Below are 18,286 nucleotides of genomic sequence, written 5' to 3'. Positions count from 1 at the left end.
GGACGCACGAAGGCCGGTCCGCCAAGGGACCGGCCTTCTTCTGTGGGCGATACTGGGTTCGAACCAGTGACCTCTTCGGTGTGAACGAAGCGCTCTCCCGCTGAGCTAATCGCCCGGGAACGCACTGAACCATACAGGTCCTGGCGGGTTTCGTTCAAACCGCTTGGAGGTGTGCGGCCAGGGCCCGGCGTCCGGCGCGCATCATCACGGCGTGGTTGGCGCGGAAGAGGGGCCGGGCGGGGACGGCGAGGCGCCGCAGGAGGGGCGCGCGGGCGTGGACGTCCTGTTCGTACAGGGCGAGGGTGCGGCCGCCGCTGCCGGGGGCGAGGGTCCAGCGGGCCCAGCCCTCCAGGTCGCCGGTGAGGGTGGCCTCGAGGACGCGGGCGGCGGGGTCGCGGCGGCGTCCGGTGAGCGTGACGGCGAGGGTGTACGGGGCGAGCGAGCGGACGCGCAGGGTGATGGTGCGGTCGTCCACGCGGCGGGCGTCGCGGACCTGGGGCCACCAGCGCGGGTAGCGCTCGGGGTGCTCCAGGGCGGCGTAGACGGCGGCCGGTGGCGCGGGAAGGGTCCAGTAGCTGCGGAAGCTGTAGCGGTTGCGGTCCCTGCGGCTTGTCGCGTCCATGGGGGACGTCTGCCGCGGAGTGGGCCGGATATGCGTAAGGCCCCGGAGATCGTCTCCAGGGCCTTACGTCCGGGTGGTGGGCGATACTGGGTTCGAACCAGTGACCTCTTCGGTGTGAACGAAGCGCTCTCCCACTGAGCTAATCGCCCGGGCGCACCGCAAACATTACCGCATGTCAGCGGGTGCCCTGACCAGGGTGGGGGCTTGCCGGGGTCACCGGGTGATCGTCCACGGCATGGCGAGGCCGTACTTCCACACGTACACGGCGGCGAGCGCCCCGGCGATCACCAGACCGGTCATGGTGAGGATCATGTTGCGGCGCCGGACGCGGGGGTCGAGGGCGCGCTGCGCGGCCTCGGTGACCTTGCGCTTGGTCCAGCGCAGGACGAGCTGCGCCCAGACGAACTCGGTCGCCCAGATGGCCATGCCGGCGAAGATCACGAACCAGCCCGGGCCGGGCAGCGGCAGCATGATCACGCCGATCACGACGACGGCGAGGCCGATGAGGAAGACGCCGACCTGCCAGCTCAGGTGCAGGGTGCGTCGGGCTTTGACGAAGTCGGGCGCCCGCGAGCCGAGCGGCCGTTCTCCGTGGTCGGTCTGATGGGTCACGTCCCCCGTCGCGGGCGTTCCGGCCGCCGACTGGGCGACCCTGCCCCGCTCGTCACTCTCCGCGCGCATAAGGCCAAACCTACCGGAAGTCCGGCCGGATGGCTGGTTACCGAAAATGACCTATAACCGGCGGTAACTCGCCGCCGATCGAGGTACCCAAGGCTACTCAAAACGGGCAGAGGGGTTTACAACGGCACCGTAGGTGGGATGTCGATTTCGCCGACGTGCGAATCCCCGAGCGCACACTGAGCGAAAGGCCATGGCGCTTATGAACACCACGGTCAGCTGCGAGCTGCACCTGCGCCTCGTTGTATCGAGCGAGTCCTCACTGCCTGTTCCGGCGGGCCTGCGGTATGACACGGCCGATCCGTATGCCGTGCACGCCACCTTCCACACCGGGGCCGAGGAGACGGTCGAGTGGGTCTTCGCCCGCGATCTTCTCGCCGAGGGGCTGCACCGCCCCACCGGCACCGGCGACGTCAGGGTCTGGCCGTCCCGCAGCCACGGTCAGGGCGTCGTCTGCATCGCTCTCAGTTCCCCGGAGGGCGAGGCGCTGCTGGAGGCCCCGGCGCGGGCCCTGGAGTCGTTCCTCAAGCGGACCGACGCGGCGGTGCCGCCCGGCACCGAACACCGACACTTCGACCTCGACACCGAGCTCTCCCACATCCTCGCGGAGAGCTGAGCGACACACAGGAGCCATCCGGCGCCGTCCGACTCGGGGCGACGGCGCCGGCACACCCTTCCGCGGCCTCGGCCTGCTGTGCGGGCGGCGGATCGGTGGACAGGGTGGACGGGTACGCCGTCATCGCGCGTCGTCGCGGTGGCGGCGTACCCGTGTGCGCACCGGCGCACGGGCCCGTGGCGCCCGCCGTGGCCGCGCGCGCCCATGACCGCGCGCCCTTGACCGCTCGTGGCGCGCGCCCATGACCGCTCCGTGACCGCGCGCCCCTGTCTGTCCTCCCGTGCCCGGATTCGCCGGTACGGGCGTCCGCGCGCGCCCGGGCGTACCGGAGGGGGCCCGAGGCCGAGCCGCTAGAGTCGACGGAATCCGGCGGGCGCCCGCCCGCGGCAGGCCAGGGAGCGGAAGCGTGCTGATCCCCCACGACACCCGGATCGCCCTCGACACCGTCGTCGACCTGATGAACACCGCCCCGGAGGGCGGCCGGGGCGAGACCCTCGGGGACGTGCCGTCGCTCTACGCGTTCGTGGAGGGACACCAGGTCAGCGGGGTCGGCGAGCTCGGGCCCCGCGACCTGCGGGCCGTGCGGGAGGTGCGGAGCCGCTTCGCCGAGGTGTTCGCCGCACCGGACGCCCGCACGGCCGCCATGCTGATCAACCAGCTGGTGGCGGGCGCGGGCACCACGCCGCAGCTGACGGACCACGACGGGTACGACTGGCACGTCCACTACTTCGCCCCCGGCGCCTCCGTCGCCGACCACCTGGCCGCGGACTGCGGCATGGCGCTCGCGTTCATCCTGGTGGCGGGCGAACGCGAGCGGCTGCGCCGCTGCGAGGCCCCGGACTGCCGCCGCGCCTTCGTGGACCTGTCCCGCAACCGCTCCCGCCGCTACTGCGACAGCCGGACCTGCGGCAACCGCCTCCATGTGGCGGCCTACCGGGCCCGGCGCAAGGACGCGGCCGCGGGGTGACCCCGGCGGCGGCCCTCACGAGCCTCGTCACGGTGGCCCTCACAGCAGGAAGAGGTCGTGCAGGGACGCCATCAGGAGGAGGACGCCGATCACCGTCAGGAAGATCATGAGCGGTGGCTGGGAGAGCGCGAACAGACAGCCGCGCGGTTCTTCGGTGGTGGCGGGGTTCTGCTCCCGCGAGGTATCGAGCATCTCGCGGCCGATCATGGCGCAGCGGACGGCGCGCCCCTGACCCAACAGCCCCGGCAAATAGGGGCAGTTCACCGCATACTTCGACCGAGCGCTACGCGCCCGCCTCCCACCGCCACCCCTCGCGCCACCCTTGGGTGTCCCCCGTAGGGGTGGGTCGGTCAGATGCCGTGCTTCTTGAGGATGGCCTCGATCTCGCTGAAGTCGTCGGCGGGCGCACCCTTGCCCGTACTACGCTGCCCCGCGTCCAGCGTCGGCCGGGCGGCCTCCGGGGCCACCGCGTCCGGCCGCTCCGCCGCGCCCGTACGACGCTCGGAGCGCTCGCGGCGGGTGGCGCGCTCCCCGCGCCCGCCCTTGCGCCGCTCGACGGCCCTGGTGCCGGTGAACAGCAGCCACGAGGCGCCGAGCAGCCCGAAACCGGCCCACGCGGCGGGGCTGAACGCCGTGCCCGCCAGCCACTCGACCGCGCCGGTCAGCACGAGGCCGAGGGGCACCAGCGCGTAGGCGGCGACGCGGGCGGCGGCGAGGAACCGCCTGCGGTACGCGGTGATCGCCGCGATGCCCAGGCCGGCCGCCGACACCGCGGAACAGATCGTCTCGGCAAGCATGCGGTCCTCCAGCCCTGGGCGTGCACGTCCCTTCCATCCTGCATCGAGGGGGTGTGCCCTGGCCATGGGTTTCGCGGCGCGGCGGGAGATCTCCGGGAAGACTCGGGGGTGTCTCGGGGACAAGTCCGGGCCCGGCTCCGGGTCCGCCTCCGGGGTCTGCCGACCGACCGGCGTCCGGTGGCCGTCCCGGTTGGGGTGGCGGTGGGGCGGCTGGGAGACTGGCCCCATGAACGACTCCACCACCGAACACACCGCCCGGCCCGTCGTCCTGGACGTCTGGTGCGAGCTCCAGTGCCCCGACTGCCGGACCGCCCTGGAGGACCTGCGCGCCCTGCGGGAGCGTTACGGCGACCGGCTCGACGTGCGGCTGCGCCACTTCCCGCTGGAGAAGCACAAGCACGCCTACGCCGCGGCGCAGGCCGCCGAGGAGGCCCTGGCTCAGGGCAAGGGCTGGCCGTACGTGGAGGAGGTGCTCGGGCGCGTGGAGGAGCTGGACGCCGAGGGCGAGGTGTTCCTGCTGGCGGCCGCGCGGGAACTGGGCCTGGACGACGAGGAGTTCGACACGGCCCTGATCGACGGGCGTCACCTGCTGGCGGTGGACGCCGACCAGGCGGAGGGCAAGGCGATCGGGGTGACCGGGACGCCCACGTACGTCATCGGCGGCGAGCGGCTGGACGGCGGGAAGAGCCAGGAGGGGCTGCGGGCCCGTATCGAGGAGGTCGCCGACCGGCTGCTGGCCGCGGGCGACTGATCCCCGGCCCGGACCGCCGCGCTCCGGGACCCGCTCTCCGGGCCCGCGCTTCGGACCCGCACACCGGCCTCGTGCTCCCGGCCCGCGCTCCGGGAACGCCCCGGCGACGCCGTCCCGCCCCGGTCAGTACAGGACCTTCTCGTAGTCCGTGAGCAGCGGCCGGTAGCCGAGCGACGCGTACAGGGCGCGGGCCGGGCCGTTGCCGGGGTCCACGCGCAGGGCGAGGCGGTCGCCGCCCCCGGCGCGTACGAGCTGCTCGGCGAAGCGCATCAGGGCCCGGCCGTGGCCCTTGCGGCGTTCGCCCTCGGCGACGGCGACCTCCCACACGTACGGCACCCGCTCCCCGGCCGGCAGATCGCGCCACCCGGTCCACAGGTGGCCGGCCCTGACACCGTCCCGTACGGCGACGTGCAGGCGGGTGCCGTCGGTGGCCGGCCCTTCGGGCAGGCGGGCGGCGCGGGGCGGGTCGGCGGCGATCCAGGCTGCGGCCTCGGCGCCGGTCATGGGGCGGATCTCGAGACCGGCCGGGAGCCGCGGGGCGGGCTCGGCGGGGGCGGTGAAATCCTTGACGAGAACGTGGCCGCTCTCGGTGTACCCGAGGGCGGTGGCGAGGCGCCGGGCCGCGGGCGCGTCGGCGGGCACGGCGATCCGTACCCGGTCGCACCGCCAGCCGCGCAGCACCTCCTCGGCGGCGAGCGCGGCGACGGTCCCCCGGCCGCGGCCGCGGTCCGCCTCGGCCACGCGCAGTCCGCTGATGGTGCCGAGGGGGCGGGCTCCCGGCGCGGGGAGCGTGCCGACCCGGACGGTGCCGACGGGGCGGCTGTTGACGCACACCTCGTAGGAGCGCGACCGGGTGCCGTCGTCGGCCTGCTGGAGCGGCCCGGACGGCCGCAGGGTGGTGGTCATCACCGGTTACCTACCCACCCCGGGGCCGCGGGCCATCACCCGGTCACATCAGGGCGGCCCGCTCGGCGAAGACGCGCATGGCCTTGGCGGTGACCGGGCCGGGCGCGGGGGTCAGCTCGCGGTCGTCCACGCGGTGGACGGCCTGGACGTCGCGGAGCGTGGACGTCAGGAAGATCTCGTCGGCGGTGCGCAGGACGTCCATGGGGAGGTCGGTCTCCTGGGCGCCGGTCCACTCGATGGCGAGGTGGCGGGTGATGCCCGCGAGGCAGCCGGAGGCGAGCGGCGGGGTGTGGACCCGGCCGTCGACGACGACGAAGACGTTGGAGCCGGTGCCCTCGCAGAGCTGCCCGACCGTGTTGGCGAACAGCGCCTCGGACGCGCCCTGCCGGTGGGCGTGGGCGAGGGCGACGACGTTCTCCGCGTACGACGTGGTCTTGAGGCCGGTGAGCGCGCCGCGCTCGTTGCGGGTCCAGGGGACGGTGACGACGGCGGTCGTGTCGGGGCGGTGCGCGACCTCGCCGAGGGCGACGAAGAGGCTGGGGCCCGCGTCGCCGCGGTCGGAGCCGAGCGGTGAGACACCGCCGGTGTACGTGACGCGGAGCCGGCCGAGCGCGACCGGGTTGGCCTCGACGACGGCGGCGCAGGCGCGGCGCACCTCGTCCAGGTCCGGGTCGGGCAGGCCGAGGCCGCGCGCGGAGCGGACGAGCCGGTCGAGGTGGAGGTCGAGCGCGAAGGGCTTGCCGTCGACGGTCTTGAGCGTCTCGAAGACGCCGTCGCCCACGGTCAGGCCGTGGTCCAGCACGGAGATCGTCGCGGCGTCCGCGTCCCGCAGTTCGCCGTTGACCCACAGCTTCATCGTCAGATGGTCCTTCCGCTCGCCTCGTACACGCCCGACGCTACCGCGAGGAGGCGCGCCGCCTTCAGTTCGGTCTCCTGCCACTCCCGCTCGGGATCGGAGCCCCAGGTGATGCCCGCGCCCGTGCCGAACCTCAGCACGCCGCCCCGCTCCCGCCGGTCGATCCAGAACGTGCGGATGCCGACGGCCAGCTCGCCGGTGCGGCGGTCGGCGTCCACCCAGCCGATGCCGCCGCAGTACGGGCCACGGGGCGCCGTCTCCAGGGCGTCGATGATCCGCAGGGCGCTGGACTTGGGGGCGCCGGTGACGGAGCCGGGCGGGAACGCGGCGTCCAGCAGGCCGGGCCAGCCCTGGCCGGGGGTGAGCTCGCCACGCACGGTGGAGACGAGGTGGACGAGGCCGGGGTGGGCCTCGACGGCGCAGAGCCTGGGGACGGTGACGCTGCCGGTGGCGCAGACGCGGCCGAGGTCGTTGCGGACCAGGTCGACGATCATCACGTTCTCGGCGTGGTCCTTCTCCAGCAGGTCCTCGGCGGTCCTGCCGGTGCCCTTGATGGGGCCGGACTCGATGACGGCGCCGTCGCGGCGGAGGAACAGCTCGGGGGACGCGGTGGCTATCTCCACGCCGTGCGCGGGCAGGCGAATCGTTCCTGCGTAGGGGGCGGGGTTGCCTCGGGCCAGCAGGGCCGTGAGACCGTCCACGTCGGCGGTGGCGGCCGTGCCGGGCGGGAGGGGCGCGGACAGGACGCGGCAGAGGTTCGCCTGGTAGACCTCGCCGGCCGCGATGTGCTCGCGGATGCGGCGCACCCCTGCCGTGTACGCCTCGCGGTCGAGCGACGACGTCCAGTCGCCCACGCCGGGCCCGCGCCAGCGCCCGGGCACGGGGGCGGGCACCGGGTCGGGGCGGACGTCTCCGAAGCGGGCGCAGGTGAGGCGGCCCTCGAAGTCGGCGGCGACGGCCCAGAACCCGGAGGAGTCGAGGGCCTCCGGGTCGCTGGTGACGTCCCGCAGGTCGGTGGCGAGCAGCCCGCCGAAGCGAGCCAGAGGAGCGAGGTCGTGCACGGATGCGAGTGTAGGGCGGTCCGGGGGCAAGGGCGCCCGGGCGGGGGCGACGGCCCTCGCCCCCGACGGCGCCCCAACGTCGGTGATCGGCACTGGAGGGCCCCTGGGGAGGCGGCCCGGCCGGTGGGGCCGGGGACGTGCGGCCGTCGGTACGGGTACGGGCAAGCCGGCAGTGAGGGGGGCCGGCGGGGGCTGAGGCCCACGGGCCCGCGCGGGACGGTGCGCACACAGAGCCGACGGGGGGTGGAAGGTCCGGTACGGGCGTGAGCCACGGCCAGCAGGGGCGCTGGGTGTGCCCCGCCCCGACACCCTGCCCGGCGGTCCCTGCCCCCGTCCGGCTCCACGGCAGGCTCGCGCCCGAGTCCGCCCCGCACCCCTGTCGGCCGCTCCTCGCCCCCGACCGGCTCCGCGCGTCCACGCCGCTCCGCCGGGGTGCCCGTGGGATGGCCGGTCGGGGGCCTGGGGGGCGGGGTCATCGGGGCTCGCGGTCCGGGGTGGCGGGGGCCCGGGAGCGGGGCGCGGCAGGTGGCGGCGCAGCACGCTGCGGAAACGCGTTTTTGTACTGGCCCGGGAATCCGCTAGAGTTCAACACGTCGCCGGGACGCGCAAGCGGAACGGAAACGACAGGCGGACGTGGCTCAGTTGGTAGAGCATCACCTTGCCAAGGTGAGGGTCGCGAGTTCGAATCTCGTCGTCCGCTCGATCGTGGGGGATCTTCCCGACCCCCACACACTCCGGGTGGAGTGGCCGAGAGGCGAGGCAACGGCCTGCAAAGCCGTCTACACGGGTTCAAATCCCGTCTCCACCTCCAAGGACGATTAGCTCAGCGGGAGAGCGCTTCCCTGACACGGAAGAGGTCACTGGTTCAATCCCAGTATCGCGCACGCAGTGCCCACACGTCCGTACGAGCTGTTACGGCGCTGTGGTCCCGAGGACGATTAGCTCAGCGGGAGAGCGCTTCCCTGACACGGAAGAGGTCACTGGTTCAATCCCAGTATCGCGCACGCAGTGCCCACACGTCCGTACGAGCTGTTACGGCGCTGTGGTCCCGAGGACGATTAGCTCAGCGGGAGAGCGCTTCCCTGACACGGAAGAGGTCACTGGTTCAATCCCAGTATCGCGCACGCAGTGCCCACACGTCCGTACGAGCTGTTACGGCGCTGTGGTCCCGAGGACGATTAGCTCAGCGGGAGAGCGCTTCCCTGACACGGAAGAGGTCACTGGTTCAATCCCAGTATCGTCCACTGAAACCGCTGGTAGCAGCGGCTTCCCGCGCGATTAGCTCAGCGGGAGAGCGCTTCCCTGACACGGAAGAGGTCACTGGTTCAATCCCAGTTTCGCGCACGCAGTGCCCACACGTCCGTACGAGCTGTTACGGCGCTGGGGTCCCGAGGACGATTAGCTCAGCGGGAGAGCGCTTCCCTGACACGGAAGAGGGCACTGGTTCAATCCCAGTTTCGCGCACGCAGTGCCCACACGTCCGTACGAGCTGTTACGGCGCTGGGGTCCCGAGGACGATTAGCTCAGCGGGAGAGCGCTTCCCTGACACGGAAGAGGTCACTGGTTCAATCCCAGTATCGCGCACGCAGTGCCCACACGTCCGTACGAGCTGTTACGGCGCTGTGGTCCCGAGGACGATTAGCTCAGCGGGAGAGCGCTTCCCTGACACGGAAGAGGTCACTGGTTCAATCCCAGTATCGTCCACGCAGTGCCCACACGTCCGTACGAGCTGTTACGGCGCTGTGGTCCCGAGGACGATTAGCTCAGCGGGAGAGCGCTTCCCTGACACGGAAGAGGTCACTGGTTCAATCCCAGTATCGTCCACTGAAACCGCTGGTAGCAGCGGCTTCCCGCGCGATTAGCTCAGCGGGAGAGCGCTTCCCTGACACGGAAGAGGTCACTGGTTCAATCCCAGTATCGCGCACGCAGTGCCCACACGTCCGTACGAGCTGTTACGGCGCTGTGGTCCCGAGGACGATTAGCTCAGCGGGAGAGCGCTTCCCTGACACGGAAGAGGTCACTGGTTCAATCCCAGTATCGTCCACAGATGAAGAAGCCCCGTCCGCTCTCGCGGACGGGGCTTCTTCATCTGGTCGAGGCCGAGAAAGAAGTGGCGGCCGACCGGCTCCCCAGCCGGCCGCCCGCCACTGCCGTCCGCCGCACCCCCGTCCCCACGGGGTTGGCCGGATGTTTCCCCGGCCCGGGCCGCTCTCCCGGGCCCCGGGGCGCCCGCTCAGCGCCCCAGCATCACGCCCACGGACGACGCCTGTGTCACCACCGCTTCCCAGCCGCCGAAGACGACGACCAGGAGGGTGGCGAGGGGGAGGACCATCGCCGTCGCCACCAGGGGGTGGCGGCGGCCGGGGCGGCCGCTCAGCGACGCGTAGGCCGCCTTGCGCCCCTGCGTACGGACCATCGTCCGCGGTGCCGTGTCGGCCATGGCTCCTCTCCCGTCTGTCTGCGGCGGCGGGTGTGGACCTCGGGGGACGAGTGCTGCACCCGCCGCTCGACAACAACCCTAGGGAAACGGGGCACGCCGGGCGTCATGCCCGCGTACCGATTGCCGGGCCTCCTCCAGGAGGAGGGCCCACCCGGCGACGTACTCCCCTGGTTGGAGAACGGCCGCCCCGCCCTACGGGTCATCCCGGAGGGGACCCCCCGCCCGGGCCAGGGAGCCCCGGGCGGAGCGTGGGCGCGGCCGGTGGCGCTGGGCGGCTGCCGGACAGGTCCCGCACGGCCCGTACGGGCTCCGGGTGACATCGCTCACGTCCCGTACGGGTCCCCTTGAGGGGCGAGTCTCCTCCCCCGCGCGTCCCTCACGGGGCGTGCGGGCGGATCCCTCCGGGACGCCGCGGCACCCGGCACCAAAGGCCGTATCCGCAAAGGACCTTGATCGTTCGTCGGTTCGGCGGCCTCGGTCGCCGTTGCCCCTGAGGCGCGGTCAGTTGCCGGTGGGGCGGCCGAGAATCGATCGGGGAGTGAGGGCGCGGCCTATGAGCGCACCTGGTTCCGGGTACGTAAGCTGGGCGACGTCAGAAGGACCGCGACGGCGGGGTGGGGAGCTCCCCACGGCAGGTAGGGGACGGACATGGCGATGATGCGGCTCCGGCGCGAGGACCCGCGTGTCGTCGGCTCGTTCAGGCTGCATCGGCGGCTCGGCGCGGGCGGTATGGGGGTCGTCTACCTCGGCTCCGACCGGCGCGGCCAGCGGGTGGCCCTGAAGGTGATCCGGCCGGATCTGGCCGAGGACCAGGAGTTCCGTTCGCGCTTCGCGCGCGAGGTGTCCGCCGCGCGGCGCATCCGCGGCGGCTGCACCGCCCGGCTCGTCGCGGCCGACCTGGAGGCCGAGCGCCCCTGGTTCGCCACGCAGTACGTACCGGGCCCCTCCCTCCACGACAAGATCGCCGAGGAGGGGCCGCTGCCCGCGGCCGACGTCGCCGCGATCGGCGCGGCGCTGTCGGAAGGTCTCGTCGCCGTCCACGAGGCGGGCGTCGTCCACCGCGACCTGAAGCCGTCGAACATCCTGCTGTCCCCCAAGGGCCCCCGGATCATCGACTTCGGCATCGCCTGGGCGACCGGCGCGTCCACCCTCACCCACGTCGGTACGGCCGTGGGCTCCCCCGGCTTCCTCGCGCCCGAGCAGGTGCGCGGCGCGGCCGTCACCCCCGCGACGGACGTGTTCGCGCTGGGCGCGACACTGGCGTACGCGGCGATGGGCGACTCGCCGTTCGGGCACGGCAGCTCCGAGGTGATGCTGTACCGCGTCGTCCACGAGGAACCGCAGCTGCAGGGCGTCCCCGACGCGCTCGCCCCGCTGGTGCGGGCCTGCCTGGCCAAGGAGCCCGAGGAGCGGCCCAGCACGCTGCAACTGTCGCTGCGGCTCAAGGAGATCGCCGCGCGGGAGGCGCAGGGGCTCGGCATGGCCCCGCCCGCGGTGGACGCGCGCCCCGCCGTACCGCGCCCGGAGCGGGCCGAGCGGCTGGAGCGGGCCGCCGACCGGGCCACGGGCGGGCGGCGGCCGGGTCGACCCGGGCCCCGGCCCACGGAGCGGTACACCGAACGGACCGCGCACGGGCGGGCGCAGGGCACCCCCGCACCCCGTGGCCGCGGACCGCAGTCGGCGTCGTCGTCCAGGACGGGCGGCTCGCGGGCACCCCGGCAGCCCTCGCCGTCGGGCGCCCGGACCGGGCCGCGTACCGGGCCGCGTACGGGACCGCGTACGGGGCCCCGTACGGGACCGCGCCGGACAGGCGCGGGCAGCGGGACGGGCACGTCGTCGGGGCTGCGGCGGCCCGCCAACCCGCGACTGCTGCGTCAGCGGCTGTTCGTGTTCGTCGTCGTGACGCTCATCGTGCTGCTGGGCATCGCGGGGGCGCAGGCCCTGCAGAGCTGAGGCGTCCCGTCGGCCCCGGGGGCCGGCGGGCGTTCACGGCCGGGGCCCCTCGCCGAGAGTGGCTGAGGGCGTTCAGGGCTGGGGGCGGCCCGAGGCCACGGCGTAGAAGGCCACGGCCGCGGCGGCGCCCACGTTCAGGGAGTCGACGCCGTGGGCCATCGGGATGCGCACCCACGTGTCCGCCGCGCGCAGTGCCCGGGCCGACAGGCCCTCGCCCTCGGCGCCCAGCATCAGCGCCACCCGCTCCATGCGGTGCGGGGCCACCTCGTCCAGGGGGACCGCCTGCTCGGCGGGCGTCAGCGCCAGCAGCCGGAAACCCGCCTCCCGCACCGCCTCCAGGTCGTGGGGCCAGCTGTCGAGACGGGCGTACGGCACGGCGAACACCGCGCCCATCGACACCTTCACCGAACGCCGGTACAGCGGGTCCGCGCAGTCCGGGGACAGCAGGACCGCGTCCATGCCGAGGGCGGCGGCGCTGCGGAAGATGGTGCCGATGTTGGTGTGGTCGTTCACGGACTCCATGACCGCCACGCGGCGGGCCGTCGCCAGGAGGTCCCGCGCGGCGGGGAGCGGCTCACGGCGCATGGACGCCAGCGCGCCGCGGTGCACGTGGTAGCCGGTGACCCGCTCGGCGAGCGCCGGGTCCACCACGTACACCGGCGCCCGCACCTCGTCGATGACGTCCCGCATGACGTCGACCCACTTCGCGGAGAGCAGCATCGACCGCATCCCGTACCCGGCCTGGAGGGCACGGCGGATGACCTTCTCACCCTCCGCGATGAACAGGCCCTCCTCCGGTTCGCGGCGGCGCCGCAGCTCCACGTCGGTGAGGCCCGTGTAGTCGTGGAGACGCGGGTCGTCGGGGTCGTCGATGGTGAGGAGTTCTGCCACGGCGATGCTGCCTTGTCCGGTGGTGGGGTGGTGGGGCGGGTCAGCGGGTGTGCTTGTCCGGGGCCTCGTGGACCACGTCGCCGATCACGATGACGGCGGGCGGGCGCACGTCCTGGGCGCGTACCGTCTCCGCCACCGTGGCCAGCGTGGCGTCCACGCGGCGCTGCGCGGCGGTCGTGCCCTCCTGGACGAGGGCGAGGGGCGTGGCCGGGTCCTTGCCGTGGGCGACGAGCGCCTCGGCGATCTTGCCGATCTTGTCCACGCCCATGAGGATCACCAGCGTGCCGCGCAGCTTCGCCAGCGACGCCCAGTCCACGAGGGAACGCGGGTCGTCCGGGGCGACATGGCCGCTGACCACGGTGAACTCGTGCGCCACGCCCCGGTGGGTGACCGGGATGCCGGCGGCGCCCGGCACGGAGATCGAGCTGGAGATGCCGGGCACGACCGTGCAGGCGATGCCCGCCTCGGCGAGCGCCTGCGCCTCCTCCATGCCGCGGCCGAAGACGAACGGGTCGCCGCCCTTGAGACGGACCACCGACCGGCCCTGCTTGGCGTGTTCGATCAGCGCGTTGTTGATCGCCTCCTGCGCCATGAACCGGCCGTACGGGATCTTCGCCGCGTCGATCACCTCGACGTGCGGCGGCAGTTCGTCCAGCAGGTCGCGCGGGCCCAGCCGGTCCGCGATGACCACGTCGGCCTCGGCGAGGAGCCGGCGGCCGCGCACGGTGATCAGGTCCGGGTCGCCGGGACCACCGCCGACGAGGGCGACGAACGGGGCGCGGTCGCGGTGCTGGGGCGCGGTGAGCGTGCCGTCGCGCAGGCCCTCCACGATGGCGTCGCGCACGGCGGCCGAGCGGCGCGGGTCGTTGCCGGAGAGAACGGCGACGGTGACACCTTCGATGCGGCCGGTCGCCGGGGTCCAGGCGGTGGCGGCCTCGGCGTCGTCCGCCCGTACGCACCAGGTCTTGGTCCGCTCGGCCTCGGCGGACGCGCTGGCGTTGGCCTCCGCGTCGGTGGTGGCGATGAGCGCGTACCAGGCGTCGGCGATGTCCCCGTCCTCGTAGCGGCGGCGCTCCCAGCGGATCTCACCGGCCTCGGCCATCGCCTCCACGGACGGCGTGGCGGAGGGCGATACGAGGGTGATGTCGGCGCCCGCGGCGATCAGCGCCGGGAGGCGCCGCTGGGCCACCTGTCCGCCGCCGATGACGACGACACGGCGCCCGGAGAGGCGAAGTCCGACGGGGTAGGCGGGCTGCTCGGCGTGCTCGACCATGGCGGTGTGGTCTCCTCGGCGGGTGGTGCGGTGCGGGGCCACTGCGACGGTGAAGTGGCTGGTGAGACGGGGGCGGTGCGCTGGCGACCACGATACGGGGCGGGGGCCGCGCCGCTCATGGCCGGGCACGTTGCGATCGTCACGCCGGGGGCGTCGGAAGCTTGTCGGGAGGGCCGGGGTGGGGTGGCTGCGGCGCCCGGCGGTGCGTGAGGGGGCGGGCGGCGAGGGCGGTCGATGTCCCGGGGCGGTGGGGCGGCCGCGTGCGGGTGGTGCGGTGGCCGGGTCCGCCGGGCCGGGGGATGCGGGGCTTTGGGGGCAGGCGGGCCCCGCGCGGAACGGGTGTTCCGCGCGGGGGCCCTTCGCCTGTGGCCGCTACTTCTCCGTGACGCCCGCCGAGTCGAACGTCGCCACCTCGTGCATCGCGCGGGCCGCGCTCTGCACCAGCGGCAGGGCCAGCAGCGCGCCCGTGCCTTCGCCCAGACGCAGGTCCAGGTCCACCAGCGGGCGCAGGCCCAGCTTGTTGAGGGCCGCCATGTGGCCGGGTTCGGCGCTGCGGTGACCGGCGATGCACGCCGCGAGCGACTCGGGGGCCACGGCCCGCGCGACGAGGGCCGCCGCGCCCGCGCTGACGCCGTCGAGGATCACCGGCGTACGGAGCGACGCGCCGCCGAGGATGAAGCCGACCATCGCGGCGTGCTCCAGGCCGCCGACCGCGCCGAGCACGCCGATCGGGTCGGCCGGGTCCGGCTGGTGCAGTTCGAGGGCGCGGCGCACCACGTCGACCTTCCGGGCGTGCATCTCGTCGTTGATGCCCGTGCCCCGGCCGGTGACCTCCGACGGGTCGACCCCCGTGTAGACGGAGATCAGCGCGGCGGACGCCGTCGTGTTGGCGATGCCCATCTCGCCCGTCAGGATCGCCTTGTTCCCGGCCGCCACGAGGTCGCGGGCCGTCTCGATGCCGACCTCGATCGCGGCGAGCACCTCGTCGCGGGTGAGGGCGGGACCGGTGGTGAAGTCGGCCGTACCGGCGCGCACCTTGCGGGGCAGCAGGCCGGGCGTGGCGGGCAGGTCGGCGGCGACGCCGACGTCCACGACGCACACCTCGGCGCCGACCTGGTTGGCGAACGCGTTGCAGACGGCGCCGCCGCCGAGGAAGTTGGCGACCATCTGCGCCGTCACCTCCTGCGGCCAGGCCGTGACGCCCTGGGCGTGCACCCCGTGGTCCCCCGCGAAGATCGCCACGGCGGCGGGCTCCGGGATGGGCGGCGGGCAGATCCGCGACAGGCCGCACAGCTGCGCGGAGATGATCTCCAGCATGCCGAGCGCGCCCGCGGGCTTCGTCATGCGCTTCTGCCGCTCCCACGCCTCGCCGAGCGCCTTGGCGTCCAGCGGGCGGATGTTGGCGACGGTCTCCTGGAGCAGGTCGTGCGGCTCCTCGCCGGGCAGCGCACGGCGGCCGTACGTCTCCTCGTGGACGACCCACGACAGGGGACGCCTCTTGGACCAGCCCGCCTGCATCAGCTCCGGCTCCTCGGGGAACTCGTCGACGTAGCCGACGCACAGGTACGCGACGACTTCGAGGTGCTCGGGCAGCCCGAGGGCGCGGACCATCTCGCGCTCGTCGAAGAAGCTGACCCAGCCGACGCCGAGGCCCTCGGCGCGGGCGGCGAGCCACAGGTTCTCCACCGCGAGCGCGGAGGAGTACGGGGCCATCTGCGGCTGCGTGTGGCGGCCGAGCGTGTGGCGCCCGCCCCGGGTCGGGTCGGCGGTGACGACGATGTTGACCGGGGTGTCGAGGATGGCCTCGATCTTCAGTTCCTTGAACTGCTTCGCCCGGCCCTTGGGCAGCGACTTGGCGTACGCGTCACGCTGGCGCTGCGCGAGCTCGTGCATCGCGCGGCGCGTCTCGGCGGACCGGATGACGACGAAGTCCCACGGCTGGGAGTGGCCCACGGACGGCGCCGTGTGCGCGGCCTCCAGGACGCGGAGCAGCACCTCGTGCGGGATGGGGTCGCTGCGGAAACCGTTGCGGATGTCCCGCCGCTCCCGCATGACCCGCAGGATCGCCTCGCGCTCGTCGTCGGCGTAGCCCGGGGCGGGCGGACCGACGGGGGCCTCCGGTTCCACCGCTGCGGAGGCGGTGGGCTCGGCGGCCTGCGCCTCGGCCTCGGGAATCCGGGGGGCGGCGTCGGCCTGCGCCTCGGCCTCGGGAATCCGGGGGGCGGCGTCGGCGGTCTCCGGGGCCGTCTCCGCGGCGGCCGTCGGGGCTTCGGCGGCGGGTGCCGCTTCGACGGTGGCCTGGTCGACGCTGGCGGGGGCTGCCGGTACGGCGGCTTCCGCGGGCGGGGTGGCGGCGGGCGCTCCGTGGGTGGCGTCGGCGGGGGCGCCCTCGACCGGGGCCTCCTCGGCGGTCGGCGCCGGGGCGGGGACGGCCTGGGCGGCCTCTTCGGGTGCGACCTCCGTGGCCGGGGCCTCGACGGGTGCGGCCTGGGGCGCCTCGGCTGCGGGCTGCTCCGGTGCGGGCTGGTCCGCTACGGGCGGTTCCTCGGCGGCCGGGGCGGGAACGGGTGCCTCCTGCGCGGCCGTGCCGGGAGCGGGGACCTCTGTCGGCGGCACCGCTTCCTGGGCGGCCTCGGCCGGGGCCTGGGCGGGTGCCGCTTCGACGGGCGCGGCCACGGGCGTGCCCTCGGCGGGCGTCGCGTCCACCGCCGCCATGGGAGCGGCGGGCACTGCCTCGGGCGCCGCGGACGGTGCGGGCTCGCCCACGGTGGACGGCGCCGCTACGGGTTCGGTGGCGGCGACCGGCTCGGCGGGCGTCGCGTCGGCGGGCGTCGCGTCGGTGGCCGGGGCCTCGGCGGATACCTGCTCGGCCACCGGCTGCTCGGCCGGGTGGGCCGTCGGGTCGGCGGGCACCTGGACGGCGGCCACCTGTTCCGGGGCGGCCTGCTCGGGGGCGGCCTGCTCCGGAGCGGCGGGTTCGACGGGCTGCGCCTCGGCCGACTGCGGCTCGCCGACCTGGGCCTCGGGCGCCTGCGGCTGGGCCGTCTGGGCGTCGGCGGGCGGGACCGGGACGGGCTGCGCCTCCGCCTGCTGCGGCTCGGCTGCGGCCTGGGGCACCGCCTGCGGGGCCGGAGCGGCAGGCGCGGGCACCTCCGCCGCGGGTGCGGGGGCGGCAGGCGCCTCCGCGGGTGCCTGCTGGACGGCCTCGGGGGCCGGGGCCTCGGCTGGCTGCGCCGGTACGGCGGCGTCGGCCTGGGGCACGGACGGCTCCTGGGCCGGGGCGACCGCCTCGACGGCGGGCTCCACCAAGGCCTCTGCGGGCGCCTCGGCGGCCGGGGCGGGCTGCTCCTGCGCCGGGGTGCCGTGCGCCGGGGTGGCCTGGGGCTGCGGAGCCTCGGCGGCCGGGGCAGCGGCGGGGGCCGGGGCCGTCGGCTGCTGTGCCTGGGCGGGAACCCCCTGCGCCGGGGTGCCCTGGGTCGCCGGGGGCTGCTGGGGGGCCGCCGCGTGGCGTGGGGACGGGACCGTCGGCGGGGCCGGAGCCAGGTGCGGGGCCGTCGGGACCGCGCCCTCGACCGGCACGAACTGGCCCGTCGCGTCCGGGATGACCGTTTCCGCCGGGGCGGCCTGCTGCGCCCACGGCTGCCCGCCCCGCGTCGCCGAACCGGGCACGTCCAGATACTCGGGGCCGAGCGTCGGCGGGCCCTGCACCGGCATGGGCGCCGGGGTCTGGGTCTGCGTCTGGGCCGGTGCGGGGGTCACGGGCGCGGGGCCCCGGTCGGCCAGCGACCGTACGACACCTCCCGTGTCCGGCATGGGCGGGCCCATGTGCCGTGGACGCCGCGGGGCCTGGTGCGAGGGCTGGGGGGTCTGGGGCGGCTGGGGGGTGTGCACGGCGCCGTGGCCGTCCGTTCCCGCGCCCTGGGCGGCCACCTCGTGCTGGGTCTGCTCGTACGACATCTGCTCACCGGAGGACGTGTGCGGCATCGGTACGGTGACGGGCGGGGCCGGGGCGACACCGGGCTGCGGCTCCGTCCAGGCGCCCTGGGCGCCCGGCATCAGCAGCAGATCGTCTTCGTCGGCGCCTGTGCCGGAGGGTTCGAGGAAGGTGTACGCGTCCGGGGCGGGCGTGCCCGGCTGCTCCACCATGCCTGCGTTCTCCGGCTGTCCCTCGCCCGGGACCTGGCCGGTGTCAGTCATGCGTACCCCTCGCCCATCGGTTGTGCTCCTTCAGACTTCCGCCCGCCATCAACAACGAGCGTGCGCGCCGCGCGGCACGAACGCGTGCGGACATCCAGCATTCTCGCCGCGTTCGAGCCCCATGGCAGTGGCTTCCGCCACGGTCGGCTGTGGACTGCGCCACGTAGCGCGTCCCCCCCAGTCGTGTTCCTCCGCGTGGTGCCCTCCGGAGGGCGCCTCGCGTCGGGTACGGGCGAACGAAACGCCGAATACCCGGCAGTGGTGGAACGGTCGGCCAG

15 protein-coding genes and 10 tRNA genes are annotated in these 18,286 nt (G+C 74.3%); 12 read left to right on the top strand and 13 right to left on the bottom strand.

All coding sequences use genetic code 11. The features are described 5' to 3' along the window. Positions 1-43: 43 nt before the first annotated feature. The 4 genes from J116_RS23955 to J116_RS23940 all read right to left on the bottom strand — a co-directional run bounded on the left by J116_RS23955 (position 44) and on the right by J116_RS23940 (position 1,303). Positions 44-115: transfer RNA gene (locus tag J116_RS23955), tRNA-Val, on the bottom strand. A gap of 39 nt (positions 116-154) precedes the next feature. Next, positions 155-622: an SRPBCC family protein gene (locus tag J116_RS23950; protein WP_023589608.1), complete on the bottom strand. Its 468-nt coding sequence runs from the start codon at positions 620-622 to the stop codon at positions 155-157. A 74-nt stretch (positions 623-696) separates the two neighbouring features. After that, a tRNA-Val gene (locus J116_RS23945) sits at positions 697-771 on the bottom strand. Positions 772-835: 64 nt separating this feature from the next. After that, positions 836-1,303 carry a TIGR02611 family protein gene (locus J116_RS23940; RefSeq protein WP_023589607.1) on the bottom strand — a complete coding sequence of 156 codons (468 nt, stop codon included), beginning with the start codon at positions 1,301-1,303 and terminating at the stop codon, positions 836-838. A gap of 199 nt (positions 1,304-1,502) precedes the next feature. Between J116_RS23940 and J116_RS23935 the strand changes: the two genes are divergently transcribed. Further along, on the top strand, positions 1,503-1,916 hold the full coding sequence (locus J116_RS23935; protein WP_003959770.1) for an SsgA family sporulation/cell division regulator: 414 nt from the start codon (positions 1,503-1,505) through the stop codon (positions 1,914-1,916). Positions 1,917-2,322: 406 nt separating this feature from the next. Further along, positions 2,323-2,883, top strand: a complete 561-nt coding sequence (locus tag J116_RS23930) for a CGNR zinc finger domain-containing protein (protein WP_023589605.1) — start codon at positions 2,323-2,325, stop codon at positions 2,881-2,883. Between the two features lie 39 nt (positions 2,884-2,922). Here J116_RS23930 and J116_RS30195 read toward each other — a convergent pair whose 3' ends face one another. Both J116_RS30195 and J116_RS23920 read right to left on the bottom strand, forming a co-directional pair. Then, complete coding sequence (locus J116_RS30195) at positions 2,923-3,075, bottom strand: hypothetical protein (protein WP_162850456.1); 153 nt, start codon at positions 3,073-3,075, stop codon at positions 2,923-2,925. A 158-nt stretch (positions 3,076-3,233) separates the two neighbouring features. Further along, a complete protein-coding gene (locus tag J116_RS23920; RefSeq protein ID WP_023589603.1) occupies positions 3,234-3,680 on the bottom strand; it encodes a hypothetical protein in 447 nt (148 codons plus the stop codon). Between the two features lie 226 nt (positions 3,681-3,906). Between J116_RS23920 and J116_RS23915 the strand changes: the two genes are divergently transcribed. Then, positions 3,907-4,431, top strand: a complete 525-nt coding sequence (locus tag J116_RS23915) for a DsbA family protein (RefSeq protein WP_023589602.1) — start codon at positions 3,907-3,909, stop codon at positions 4,429-4,431. 123 nt (positions 4,432-4,554) lie between these two features. Here the strand turns inward: J116_RS23915 and J116_RS23910 are convergent, their stop codons facing one another. From J116_RS23910 to J116_RS23900, 3 genes are read right to left on the bottom strand one after another with little or no spacing between them, the layout of a single operon-like run. Then, positions 4,555-5,337 (bottom strand): GNAT family N-acetyltransferase, encoded by a 783-nt coding sequence (locus tag J116_RS23910; protein ID WP_023589601.1) that lies wholly within the window; start codon positions 5,335-5,337, stop codon positions 4,555-4,557. 43 nt (positions 5,338-5,380) lie between these two features. Then, positions 5,381-6,193 carry an aminotransferase class IV gene (locus J116_RS23905; protein ID WP_023589600.1) on the bottom strand — a complete coding sequence of 271 codons (813 nt, stop codon included), beginning with the start codon at positions 6,191-6,193 and terminating at the stop codon, positions 5,381-5,383. A 2-nt stretch (positions 6,194-6,195) separates the two neighbouring features. Then, complete coding sequence (locus tag J116_RS23900; RefSeq protein ID WP_023589599.1) at positions 6,196-7,254, bottom strand: chorismate-binding protein; 1,059 nt, start codon at positions 7,252-7,254, stop codon at positions 6,196-6,198. Positions 7,255-7,881: 627 nt separating this feature from the next. Here J116_RS23900 and J116_RS23895 point away from each other — a divergent pair. The 8 genes from J116_RS23895 (at position 7,882) to J116_RS23835 (ending at position 9,298) form a co-directional block, all read left to right on the top strand. Then, positions 7,882-7,954 (top strand) — tRNA-Gly (locus J116_RS23895). Positions 7,955-7,991: 37 nt separating this feature from the next. Next, positions 7,992-8,065: transfer RNA gene (locus J116_RS23890), tRNA-Cys, on the top strand. Between the two features lie 361 nt (positions 8,066-8,426). After that, positions 8,427-8,498 (top strand) — tRNA-Val (locus J116_RS23870). 28 nt (positions 8,499-8,526) lie between these two features. After that, a tRNA-Val gene (locus tag J116_RS23865) sits at positions 8,527-8,598 on the top strand. A gap of 288 nt (positions 8,599-8,886) precedes the next feature. Continuing rightward, positions 8,887-8,958 (top strand) — tRNA-Val (locus J116_RS23850). 48 nt (positions 8,959-9,006) lie between these two features. Beyond that, positions 9,007-9,078: transfer RNA gene (locus tag J116_RS23845), tRNA-Val, on the top strand. Positions 9,079-9,106: 28 nt separating this feature from the next. After that, a tRNA-Val gene (locus J116_RS23840) sits at positions 9,107-9,178 on the top strand. A 48-nt stretch (positions 9,179-9,226) separates the two neighbouring features. Next, positions 9,227-9,298 (top strand) — tRNA-Val (locus J116_RS23835). A 189-nt stretch (positions 9,299-9,487) separates the two neighbouring features. Here the strand turns inward: J116_RS23835 and J116_RS23830 are convergent. Further along, a complete protein-coding gene (locus J116_RS23830; protein ID WP_023589598.1) occupies positions 9,488-9,694 on the bottom strand; it encodes a hypothetical protein in 207 nt (68 codons plus the stop codon). Between the two features lie 648 nt (positions 9,695-10,342). Here J116_RS23830 and J116_RS23825 point away from each other — a divergent pair. Next, complete coding sequence (locus tag J116_RS23825) at positions 10,343-11,647, top strand: serine/threonine-protein kinase (RefSeq protein WP_023589597.1); 1,305 nt, start codon at positions 10,343-10,345, stop codon at positions 11,645-11,647. A gap of 72 nt (positions 11,648-11,719) precedes the next feature. On the opposite strand, the gene J116_RS23820 is transcribed toward J116_RS23825, so the two are convergent. The 3 genes from J116_RS23820 to cobT form a co-directional block, all read right to left on the bottom strand. Next, a complete protein-coding gene (locus tag J116_RS23820; protein ID WP_023589596.1) occupies positions 11,720-12,538 on the bottom strand; it encodes a TrmH family RNA methyltransferase in 819 nt (272 codons plus the stop codon). 40 nt (positions 12,539-12,578) lie between these two features. Beyond that, positions 12,579-13,811: a uroporphyrinogen-III C-methyltransferase gene (gene cobA / locus J116_RS23815; RefSeq protein ID WP_023589595.1), complete on the bottom strand. Its 1,233-nt coding sequence runs from the start codon at positions 13,809-13,811 to the stop codon at positions 12,579-12,581. Positions 13,812-14,183: 372 nt separating this feature from the next. Then, entirely contained in the window at positions 14,184-18,008 is a 3,825-nt protein-coding gene (gene cobT / locus J116_RS23810) for a nicotinate-nucleotide--dimethylbenzimidazole phosphoribosyltransferase (protein WP_023589594.1), read from the bottom strand. Between the last annotated feature and the right edge of the window lie 278 nt (positions 18,009-18,286).

The sequence above is a fragment of the Streptomyces thermolilacinus SPC6 genome (assembly GCF_000478605.2).
Lineage (GTDB): Bacteria > Actinomycetota > Actinomycetes > Streptomycetales > Streptomycetaceae > Streptomyces > Streptomyces thermolilacinus.
Note: the sequence above shows the minus strand (reverse complement) of the source record. Positions and strands in the feature narration are given on the sequence as shown.